At 53.7% G+C, this 11,185-nt stretch carries 9 protein-coding genes and 1 pseudogene; 1 reads left to right on the forward strand and 9 read right to left on the reverse strand.

From position 1 onward, the window contains the following. Positions 1–99 precede the first annotated feature (99 nt). Entirely contained in the window at positions 100–243 is a 144-nt protein-coding gene (locus G497_RS20075; protein WP_156907939.1) for a hypothetical protein, read from the forward strand. A 60-nt stretch (positions 244–303) separates the two neighbouring features. Here G497_RS20075 and ftsZ read toward each other — a convergent pair whose 3' ends face one another. From ftsZ to mraY, 9 genes and pseudogenes are all read right to left on the reverse strand, one after another. Then, entirely contained in the window at positions 304–1,572 is a 1,269-nt protein-coding gene (ftsZ, locus tag G497_RS0104965; RefSeq protein ID WP_439328857.1) for a cell division protein FtsZ, read from the reverse strand. A 124-nt stretch (positions 1,573–1,696) separates the two neighbouring features. After that, positions 1,697–2,923, reverse strand: a complete 1,227-nt coding sequence (gene ftsA, locus G497_RS0104970) for a cell division protein FtsA (RefSeq protein WP_027187331.1) — start codon at positions 2,921–2,923, stop codon at positions 1,697–1,699. Positions 2,924–2,974: 51 nt separating this feature from the next. Next, complete coding sequence (locus tag G497_RS19775; RefSeq protein WP_084515994.1) at positions 2,975–3,859, reverse strand: cell division protein FtsQ/DivIB; 885 nt, start codon at positions 3,857–3,859, stop codon at positions 2,975–2,977. Next, the gene (gene murB / locus G497_RS0104980) at positions 3,850–4,746 is read right to left on the reverse strand and encodes a UDP-N-acetylmuramate dehydrogenase (RefSeq protein WP_027187332.1); all 897 of its coding nucleotides are present in this window, start codon (positions 4,744–4,746) and stop codon (positions 3,850–3,852) included. The genes G497_RS19775 and murB overlap by 10 nt, the downstream gene beginning before the upstream one ends. 2 nt (positions 4,747–4,748) lie before the next feature. Further along, a complete protein-coding gene (murC, locus tag G497_RS0104985; protein WP_027187333.1) occupies positions 4,749–6,110 on the reverse strand; it encodes a UDP-N-acetylmuramate--L-alanine ligase in 1,362 nt (453 codons plus the stop codon). 421 nt (positions 6,111–6,531) lie between these two features. Continuing rightward, complete coding sequence (murG, locus tag G497_RS0104990; RefSeq protein WP_027187334.1) at positions 6,532–7,665, reverse strand: undecaprenyldiphospho-muramoylpentapeptide beta-N-acetylglucosaminyltransferase; 1,134 nt, start codon at positions 7,663–7,665, stop codon at positions 6,532–6,534. Positions 7,666–7,667: 2 nt separating this feature from the next. Next, positions 7,668–8,783, reverse strand: a complete 1,116-nt coding sequence (gene ftsW / locus G497_RS0104995; protein ID WP_027187335.1) for a putative lipid II flippase FtsW — start codon at positions 8,781–8,783, stop codon at positions 7,668–7,670. Continuing rightward, a pseudogene (gene murD / locus G497_RS0105000) lies at positions 8,783–10,065 on the reverse strand (UDP-N-acetylmuramoyl-L-alanine--D-glutamate ligase); the annotation flags it as partial. The gene ftsW and the pseudogene murD, both read right to left, overlap by 1 nt. 35 nt (positions 10,066–10,100) lie before the next feature. After that, positions 10,101–11,177, reverse strand: a complete 1,077-nt coding sequence (gene mraY, locus G497_RS0105005; RefSeq protein ID WP_027187337.1) for a phospho-N-acetylmuramoyl-pentapeptide-transferase — start codon at positions 11,175–11,177, stop codon at positions 10,101–10,103. Positions 11,178–11,185 lie beyond the last annotated feature (8 nt).

Below are 11,185 nucleotides of genomic sequence, written 5' to 3' on the forward strand. Positions count from 1 at the left end.
ACCCTGTGCCATTGCTCTGCTGCGCCCTGCCTTCTCCTTCTCTTTTTTTGAAAGCCTCATCACACCCTTTGATTGCTCCACGTACCGAACGGCGATAAAATGGTCACCCGGCGGGCTTTGCTGCGCCTGCACATTAGCCTTGAAGATGTGGAAGACCTGAGAATAGACTTGAATGACGGCTTTGCCCAACTCCGGGCCACACGGTGGCCTATTACAGTAAACACAAAAAAAACCGACTGGTGAGGCAACCAGCCGGTTTTTTTGAAAGCATGCAGTGGCACGCCTTCACGAAAAAAACAATACCTAATTGGCTTGCTTACGAATGAATGAAGGTGTTTCGAAGTCGTCTTCACCAAAGACAAAATCATCTTCACCCGGAGCATAACTGGAGCCGCGCACAGGGGCAGGCGCTTGTGAGCTATTTTTACGAATGTACGCAGGCACGTTAAGATTCCCCCCAATGGGTGCACCAAGGGGTGCTTGCGGGGCAGTGGCTTTTTCAAGCCCCCCCAAAGAGCTCACTGTAGCAGCGGCAGGAGCCGGGGCAGCCCCTGGCTTGCGCAGCGGGGCAACACTTGCGGCTTTACTCCCTTCCGTGGCAGTAACAAAATTACTTTCAATGCCCGTAGCCACAACAGTAATGCGCATTTCATCGCCAGCGCTTTCGTCAGTAACAGTACCGAAGAACACATGCACGTCATCGTGAGCAGCTTCCTGCACAATGCTGGCGGCTTCACTTACTTCATCAATGGTCAAATCCGGTCCACAAGTTACGTTCATCAATACGTGGCGGGCACCGTCAATGGAAACACCTTCCAGCAGTGGGCTGGTAATGGCCTTCATGGCGGCTTCGCGGGCGCGGGATTCGCCAGAAGCAATACCGGTCCCCATCATGGCCAGGCCAGATTCGCTCATAACAGCGCGCACGTCTGCAAAGTCCAGGTTAATCAGGCCAGGAATCATGATCAGGTCGGAAATACCTTTCACGGCGTAATAAAGCACTTCATCGGCTTTCTTCAGCATTTCAATGAAAGTGGCTTTTTTGGGGGCCAGTTGCAGTAGGCGGTCATTGGGAATGGTAATGAGGCTGTCTACATGCTGGCGAAATTCGTTAATGCCAGCTTCGGCTGCTTCCAGGCGTTTTTTGCCTTCAAAAAAGAATGGCTTGGTCACAACGCCAACAGTTAATGCACCCATTTCTTTAGCAATTTGAGCAATTACCGGGGCTGCCCCTGTGCCTGTGCCGCCGCCCATGCCTGCGGTAACAAACACCATATCCGCCTCCCCAAGGGAACTGCGAATTTGCTCAATGCTTTCATGGGCCGCTTCACAGCCCATGCGTGGGTTGGCACCAGCACCAAGCCCTTTGGTAAGCTTTGCGCCCATCTGAATTTTATATTCAGCTTGGGAACGGCCAAGCGCCTGCACGTCTGTGTTGGCAGAAATAAACGTGACGCCTTTAAGACCAGCGGTTATCATGTTGTCTACAGCGTTGCCACCGCCGCCACCAACACCCACCACTTTAATCTTAGCGTTAATTTCTTGGTTGAACTCAAAATATTCCAAAGACATGGTGCCTCTCTCCTTGTCGTTACCACTGTGGTACTGTACCTTACTTGCGCGCTATTGCCAATGGCAATTTTTCTTAATATCGCAGTTTTTTAACTGGAGCAATTTCTTTTAGTTAAGACCTGCTCTAGGCTATGTCTGCAAACCACTTCTTCATACTTGAAAGAACACGGTCAAACATATTTGTATCCCGAATACGGAACTTGCGGTCACGCCCTTCTTTTTCTGCGCCGTAACACAAAAGCCCCACAGCGGTGGCATATTTAGGGCTATTCACCACGTCGCGCAGGCCACCCACGTTACGGGGGTAGCCAATGCGGGTAGGCAAGTTAAAAATTTGCTCCCCAAGTTCCTGGCAGCCATCAATGAGGGATGTCCCCCCAGTTAACACTACCCCTGCTCCAATCTGGTTCTTGCAGCCAGAACGCACCAGTTCCTGGTCCACCAGGGCAAGAATTTCTTCCATGCGCGGCTGGCAAATTTCAGCCAGCAACTGGCGGGAAAGGCGGCGCGGGGGCCTGTCGCCTACACTGGGAACTTCAAAAATTTCATCATTCTGCACAAGGTCCATCATGGCGCAGCCGTATTTAACCTTAATGCGCTCAGCAGAGGCCATGGGGGTGCGTAAGCCAAAGGCAATGTCGTTGGTCAGGTTTTGCCCACCAAGGGCGAGCACCCCGGTGTGACGAATGGAGTCGTTGGAAAAAATAGCAATGTCGGTGGTACCGCCGCCAAGGTCAACAATGGCAACACCCAGTTCACGCTCTTCTTCTGTGAGCACGGCCTTGGCAGAAGCAAGCGCTTCCAGCACAATGTCTGCCACATCAAGGCCACTTTTGTGGCATGAGCGCACAATGTTCTGGGCGCTGGAAACAGCCCCGGTAACAATATGCACTTTCACTTCCAGGCGTACACCGGCCATTCCATAGGGGTGCACAATACCGCGCTGGTCATCCACAATATATTCTTGCGGTATGGTGTGAATGACTTCACGGTCAAGGGGAATGGCAACGGCGCTTGCCGCTTCCAGTGCGCGTTCCACATCTTTCTGGGTAACTTCCCCACCCTTGATGGCAATAACCCCGTCGCTGTTAAAGCCCTTAATGTGGCTGCCAGCAATGCCTGCATACACGGAACGGATTTCACACCCGGCCATAAGCTCAGCTTCTTCCAATGCCCGCTGCATAGACTTGACGGTTTCTTCAATGTTCACCACCACGCCTTTACGCAGCCCATTGGAAGGGCTGTTGCCAATGCCTACAATGTCCACTCCGTCTTCGGTCGCTTCCCCAACAACGGCACAAATTTTGGTAGTGCCAATGTCCAGACCAATAATCAGTTCCGACTTTGCCATATATTTCTCCTTAACCAGCCAACCAGCCAGTTATACCGCATTGCGGAAAGCCTACACACCCGAAGGTTTGGATTTTTCTACCCACACATTGCTGCCGTAGGCCTTAATTTCACGTACTGCCTGAATTTCCTTGCGGCGGTTCAGGTCTTCCAACGTCAGGCTTAACCTGTTCAGGTTGTCCAACCATTCTTCCAGCCCGACACTTAATTTCAGGCGGCTGTCATCTATATAAAGTTCTACCCCCCGTGAAGCGGAAAGGCGGACAAACGTAATGTTTTTTCCACCAAGGGGCAAGCCCGTTTCACGTATGTGCCGAATAAGTTCCGGTAAATAAGCGGTAGAAGTTTCCGCTCCTTTTTCCACCTCAAGCGTAGGAAGAGGGGTAAACTGATTTGGAGTAACCGGGGCAATAATGCTTCCCTGTTCATCAGCATAATACATGCCGTTTTGCAGCAGAACAAGAAAAGCAGGTTCGCGTTCGCTAATGCCAATAACCAGGCGGTCTGGCAAAATACGCTTAATCGATACTTCTTTTACCCAGGGGTCGCGGGCAAGGTGCTGCTCCACATCCGCTATGGAAAGCGCCAATGTGTTGGCCCCTTCACTTAAGGATGAATTATCTAGAATTTCTCTAGAACTCAATCTGGAATTACCCTGAATCTCCACATACTTCAAGGTAAAATATGGACTTGTCGTTAAAAAACGGTAGCCATAGAGCAGGCCAAGGCTTAATGCAACTACACAAGAAATGGAAAAAATAGTTACTGCGGCAACGGGGAAATAGCGTGAAACCCCTGGCAACCAGCGCTTTTTTTTCCTTGCAGGTTTTATTTCGCGCCGGGTATTTTTTTGTGCTTTTGCCCCTTCAGCGCCCTTGCGGAGTAGTGAAACTCCCCTTTCAGGACGCACAGGTGCTCGCCTGCGTTTTATCGCCATATTTTCACTTCCGGCTCCAGAATTACACCAAACCGCTTGAAAACACGTGCTTTGCCTTCATCCATAAGCCACATGGCATCTGCAAACGTGCCCCCGCCGCTATTCACCAGAAAGTTGGCATGCTTTTGAGAAAATTCCATGCCCCCTCGCTTAAGGCCCTTGCACCCGGCAGCGTCCAGCAATTGCCCGGCAGAACGGTTGTTGCCAGGGTTTTTGAACACACAGCCTGCACTTTTTGCCGTGACTGGCTGGGACGTTTTTTTCAGAATAACCACGTCGCGCATACGGTGGGAAATGTGCTGCCTAGCTGCACGCTCTAGCGCAAACACAGCCCCCAGCACCATAAACCAACCGTCATGATCGCGCAATGTGCAGGAACGGTAGGCAAAAGTAAACCGCATTGCAGGCAGGGAAACAACCCCCAAGGAAGGAGAAAAAATACGAATGGAGTGGACAATATCTGCCACATTCACTCCATAAGAGCCTGCGTTCATGGCAACGGCCCCACCCACACTGCCAGGAATGCCACACATGCCCTCAAGGCCTGTAAGCCCATGCGAACAGGCAAAGCGCAAAAGCCCAGGCAAACGGGTGGAAGCATGGCACTGCACCAGCACCTTGCCCTGCTCCTCCCCCACCACTTCCGGCTTGCCCATGGGGCGCTGGCGCACTACAACAAGAGAAGGAAGAGATTCTGCTGCAATAATATTGGTGCCTTCGCCCAAAAAAGCCACAGTGCCTTCCAGCCCGGACAAAATTTCAGGCAGTGCCGCGCATGCTTCGGGGGAATACACGTCCACCAGGGCACGGGCCATGCCCCCAACCCCCATGCTGGTATAGCATGAAAGTAGTGGGCGCTCCACAATGGTCACATCGTCAAAGCGCACGGCTAGGCCTCCAGCCAGCGTTGGCCCACAGTGTAAATGGGGCCAGCACCCATGGTAACAAGCACGTCACCTGGACGTAATTCTTCCTGAAGGCTTTCAAAAAGACCCTCAAAGTCACCCACATAGTGCACTTTTGTTTTGCTTACCTGCCGTATGCCCTGGGCCAAACTTTCACCGCTCACTCCGGGCAACGGCGCTTCAGAAGCGGCGTAAATATCGGTTACCAGCAATTTATCGGCATTTTCAAACGAAGTGCAAAAATCCCCAAACAAAGCCTGAGTACGGGAAAAACGATGGGGCTGAAAGGCCACCACAAGCCGCCTGCCAGGAAAACACTGCCGGGCAGTGGCAAGGGTTGCCTTAATTTCCGTGGGGTGGTGCCCATAGTCATCAATTACCGTTACGCCCCCGCGCTCTCCTTTCAGTTCAAAGCGCCTGCCCACCCCGGTGAACGATTCCAACCCGGCGATGCAAGCTTCCATGGGCACGTCGGCATGCAGGGCAAGGCCAATGGCCCCCAGGGCGTTCAAAATATTATGCCTGCCGGGCTGTACCAGGCGCACTTCCCCCAGGCGGCAGCCTTTCAGGCGCACCACAAAGCGGCTGTGGTCAGAACATTCCAGCACTTCGGCGGTAAGGTCGTTGTGGGTTCCAAATCCATAGGTCAGCACAGGGCGGTTAATGTGGGGCAGCACGCGCCGCACGCCCACATCGTCACCGCACACCACGTTAATACCGTAAAACGGCACACTGTTCATAAAGCGCACGAAGGCTTCATCAATGGCAGCAAGGGTGTCGTAATGGTCTACGTGGTCCAGGTCTATGTTGGTGACTACGTTCATGATAGAGCGCAAACACAAAAAAGACCCGTCTGATTCGTCGGCTTCTGCTACCAAAAACTCGCCGCTGCCAAGGTGCGCATTAGCGCCATAGGCATTGAGCCGCCCCCCGATAATAACCGTGGGGTCCAGCCCGGCGGCATGAAAAATTGAAGCCGTAAGGGACGTGGTGGTTGTTTTACCATGAGTGCCGGCAATAGCAAGCCCCGTGCGCAGGCGCATAAGTTCTGCCAGCATTTCCGCACGGGGAATAACGGGAATACCCAGTTCACGGGCTGCCGCCACTTCCGGGTTTTCATTGCCCACAGCAGTGGATTTCACAAGCACATGGGGGGTTCCCAGGTTTTCCCGGTTGTGTCCGATGCAAATATTGGCACCCAATTCACGCAGCCGTGCCACCACCGGGCCTTCCTGCAGGTCTGAACCCTGCACCTTGTACCCAAGGTTCAAAAGCACTTCCGCAATGCCGCTCATGCCTGAGCCGCCAATGCCTACCATGTGAATTGTTTGTATTTTACTGTGCATGCATATCAATTCTTTCCGGTTACCTTTTTGTTCTTTGGCAGGATTGCCCCCAAAAAAGACAAAAAGAGGTGATTGTAAAGGCAAACAACACGCAATGCGCGCAATTTTACTCGTAAAGTCGTCTCAATGCTCACCGGCTTCTTGCCGTGCAGCATTGCATGCATATTTAGAAAAACACTGCGGTGCAACACGTTTATTACTGTCATTCTCACTGCGTGCCACTTGCCATGGCACGCCAGAACATTCGTGCGGGGGAAAACACAATATGCGTAAATAATAGCACCGTGCGTTGATGAAAACAGCCTAACATAAAAGGGGCATGCCTGCATCAATTTTGTAGCCCATTCGCAGCAGGAGGCAAAAAATATATTTTGCCGCCAAACGCTGCCCCCCCTTGCCCCACAGAGTACAGAGCCTCTCTCTAGGCAAATTGGTTTGCAATAGCCTCCGCAAGTGTTTCTGCAGCTTCTGGTTTTGCAGCTGCACGGCTTGCATTCGCCATGCGCGTACACACGCCTGGGGCATTCAAAATTTCAGTTATGGCGGCAAGCACCAGGGCGTTGCCATCCGGCCCGGCTGTTATGCGGTTTTGTTCTAATAACACCGCGCCACCTGCGTCTACCAACGCTTTGGCATTAAACCACTGGTGGTTATGCGTGGCAAAAGGAAACGGCACAAGAATGGCAGGCACGCCAGCGGCTGTGAGCTCGGCCAGGGAAGACCCCCCCGCCCGGCAAAAAGCAAGGCTGGCCCAGGCATATGCTTCGGCCATGTTGTCCACAAAGGCATCCACCCGCGCATTGATTACTCCGGCCATGGCATAAGCCGCCCGTACACGGGCCACATCTACCGGCCCGGTTTGGTGCCACAGGTGCACGCCAAACTGAACCAACTGGGGCAATAAGGCAATAACAGCATCATTAATAGCTTTGGCCCCCTGGCTGCCCCCCATAACAAGCAGGTGCCGCCTGGGGTTGGCATCTTCCTGGACAACCGCATCACCTTGCGGAGCAGCTTCCGCCCTGGCATAGGTTTGGGCAGCAATGCCCTGCCGAATGGCAAGGCGCACCGGGTTGCCCACAAGCCTTGTTTTTTCAGGGGAAAAGCCCTCTGCCACAGGCAGAGAAAGGTAAATACGGCGCACCAGCCGCCCCAACACACGGTTGCTTTTTCCCGGCAAGGCATTTTGTTCATGAATGGCCGCAGGCACGCCCAAAAGCACAGCCCCCAGTACCCCGGCAAAGGCGGCGTAGCCACCAAAACCCAACACACATGTGGGCTGAAAGCGGCGCAAAAAGCCCATGGCCTTGGCCAGCCCGCGCACCATGGCAAACCCTGCCCCCACGCCGCGCAAGCCACGGCCAATAACCCCGCGCACAGGCAGACCTACAAATTCAAGCCCAGCCTTGGCTGCCAGTTCTTTTTCCGGGCCATACAGCCCGCCAAGCAGTACCACCCGGACATCCGGATGGCTGGCCCGCAACGCTTCCGCCACGGCCAGGGCTGGAAAGATGTGCCCCCCGGTGCCGCCAGTGGCCAGAACAACGCGCAACATAATCAGGCCTTACCTGTGCGGGAAAGATTCAACAGCAGGCCAACGCAAATCATGGAAGTGAGCAGACTACTGCCGCCATAGCTTAAAAAAGGCATGGGAACACCCTTTGGCGGGGCCCAGCTCATAACCACGGCAAAATTCAGCAACATGGAAAGGGCCACCACAAGCAAAATGCCAAATGCAGTAAACCTGTCTTGCAGTCGTTCCTGGCGAATGGCAATAAGCAAGCCGCGCCAGAAGAAAAACAAAATACCCGCAAACAGCAGGGAAAGGCCTATAAATCCGGTCTCTTCCCCAAGTACCGCCACAATAAAGTCTGTGTGGGCTTCCGGCAGGTAAAACAGCTTTTGCTTGCTGGCCCCGAGGCCCACACCACTTATGCCGCCAGAGCCAAGGGCATACAGCCCTTGCACCAACTGGTAGCCTGCGTCATCGGCCACGGCAAAGGGGTCACGAAAAGCCAGCAACCGCCGTGAACGGTAAGCAGCCTTGGTAATGAGCAAATACCCGGCACCACCTGCAAGCAGCGCAGAAATAAACAGGTAGATAAGACGGGTGCCCCCCACAAGGCACATGAAAAAAAGCAGCAGGGAAAGAATAACAGCGCCGCCAAAGTCAGGCTGTAACAGCAGTAAAAAGCACATCATGGCAGTCATGAGGAAAGGGGGAATAACGCCTTTGTCAAAGGTTTTAACCACTTCCTGCTTGGTGCCCATAAAATAGGCCAAGTATAACACCAGGGAAATTTTAGCAAATTCCATGGCCTGCAAGCGAAAAGCCCCTACCCCCAACCAGCGCTTTGCACCGTTCACAGAAATGCCCAGGGGCGAAATGGTAATAATAAGCAGGCAAAATACAATAATCAGGGCCGGGTACAACATTTTATAAATAACGGCCCGCGGGGTGTACAACACCACCGCAAGGGCAATGCCCCCCACACAGGCAAACAGCACCTGCCGCTTGAAATAATAATAGGCGTCTGCCTGGCTTCTATCTGCCACAATACCACTTGCGGAAAACACCATGAGTAGCCCGGTGGCCACAAGTAAAAGCGTAATGGCAAGCAGCCACCAGTCTGGCTGCCCAAGGCGCTGGTTTCCTGTAGGTGATTCAGCCATTATTCCCCCCTGGCAAGGCTACGGAATGCCGCACCCCGTGCCATGTAGTGCACATATTGATCGTAACTTGCCGTTGCCGGGGAAAGCAGCACAACGTCACCTTGCACGGCAAGGCCACGCGCTGTTGCCATGGCTTCGGCCATGGTTTCCTGCCAGGAAACTGGCGCGGCACCGGTAAAAGCCTGTTCAAAGGCTTCTCGGCAGCCGCCATACAGGCACACATGCTTCACCCGCTGTTGCAGCAAGGGGCGCAGGCTGGCAAGGTCGCCCCCCTTGAACTTGCCCCCGGCAAGCAAAATTATGGGCCGCTCCACACTTTGCAACGCAACGCGCAAAGCGTCTACAGTAGTGCTTTTGGAGTCGTTCACATACAGCACGCCGCCCTGTTCACACACAATTTCCAGGCGGTGTTCCAGTGGGGCAAAAGCACTTGCTGCTGCCACGGCCTGGGCCTGCGTAACCCCAAAAGGCCTGCACGCCAAGGAAGCGGCAGCAGCATTTTTGCGGTTATGTTCCCCCAAAAGTTGCATATGCCCAAACGCTTCCCCAGCATCAATCAGCGCAACCTGCGCCTTGTAGCCCCGCTTGCGCCATTCTGGTTCCAGTTCAGGGTCCAGCACAGCATAATCCGCCCCGGTTTGCGGGCTGAACATGCCAAACTTGGCGTCTTCATATTCTGCCATGCTGGCGTGGTAGTCCAGGTGGTTTGGCGCAAGGTTAAGCAGTACCGCCACATGGGGGTGAAAATTGGGGGCCCCTTGCAACTGAAAGCTGCTCACTTCCAGCACAAGCACGTCTGCCCCGCCCCCGGCCAGCACATATTCTGATAGCGGGGTGCCAATGTTGCCCCCCAAAAATACTTTTTTTCCTGCGCTTTCAAGCATGGCAGCGGCAAGGCTGGCAGTGGTTGTTTTCCCGCTGGTGCCCGTTATGGCAAGAATGGGAGCATCCACAAAGGGCAAAGCCAGGGCCAGTTCTCCCTCGCATGGCACCCCCGCCTGCGCGGCATGGGGGGCAACATCGGCAAGGCGCACCCCAGGGCTGACCACCGCAACGCAGGCCCCGGCAAACTGGGCAGCACTATGGGGGCCATACACCGCTTCCAGCTTCCCCGCAGCTTTCAAGGGGAGAAGGTCTTCTGGCAAGGGGGTTTCTTTCTGGTCTATCACCCGCACCCGCAGCCCCATGGCAGCAAGCAGACGCGCCGCCGCACGGCCTGATGACCCAAGCCCCACCACAACCGCCAGGCTGCCCACGGGGAAACGCCCCTGTAATGTTGTTTTCTGGCTCATACTATGCCCTGCCCTTATTGCCGCGCTAACGCAATTTCAAAACGGAGAGTGCTGCCAGCCCCAACAGGGCAGACATTATCCAGAACCGGATAATAATTTTTGATTCCGGGGTGCCTTGCAGTTCAAAATGGTGATGCAACGGTGCCATGCGAAAAATGCGCTTGCCACCGGAAAATTTGAAGTAACCCACTTGCAGCACAACGGAAAGAGTTTCCACCACAAACAGGCCGCCCACCACCAGCAACATCAGCTCCTGCTTGCACAGCACTGAAAGAAAACCCAGCACGCCCCCAAGGGGCAAGGACCCTACATCGCCCATAAACAGCTGGGCCGGGTAAGCGTTATACCATAAAAACCCAAGGCTTGCCCCCACCAATGCCCCGCAAAATACGGTAACTTCCCCCACCCCTGGCACATGGGCCACTTGCAGGTAGGCTGCCATGTTCACGTTGCCAGCCACATAAACGAAAATACCAAAACACAACCCGGCCACAATCATGGGGCCAATGGCTAGGCCATCCAACCCATCGGTAAGGTTTACACCGTTGGAAGTACCAATCATGACAAACAGGGCAAAGGGGATATAAAACCAGCCAAGGTCCGGGGTAAAATTCTTGAAAAACGGTACTACCAGCTTTGTGGAATACACGGGCATGGCAAACAGAATGCCCATGGCTATACTGGCCACCACCACCTGCCCCAAAAATTTGGATCGTGCGGAAAGCCCTTTATTGTTCTTACGGCGAATTTTTGTAAAATCGTCCAAAAAACCCACCACAGCAAACCCGGCAAACACCATCATGGTAAGCCATATATACGGGTTTGCCAGATCGGCCCACAGCAACACGCTGACCATAAGGGAAAAGGCAATAAGCAAGCCGCCCATGGTGGGGGTGCCTGCCTTTTCCAGGTGAATCTTTACATCATCCTGAATGTATTGACCAAACTTGATGCGCTTCAACATCTGTATAAAATACGGCCCCACTAATATAGAAATAATGAGTGCCGTTAACAAGGCCCACACAGAGCGAAACGTAATGTAACGGAACACGTTAAAGAACGATATATCCGCGCTGAGGGGGTAAAGCAGGTGATACAGCATAGAAGCCT

It is taken from the genome of Desulfovibrio cuneatus DSM 11391, assembly GCF_000430005.1.
GTDB classification, from domain to species: Bacteria; Desulfobacterota; Desulfovibrionia; order Desulfovibrionales; family Desulfovibrionaceae; genus Frigididesulfovibrio; species Frigididesulfovibrio cuneatus.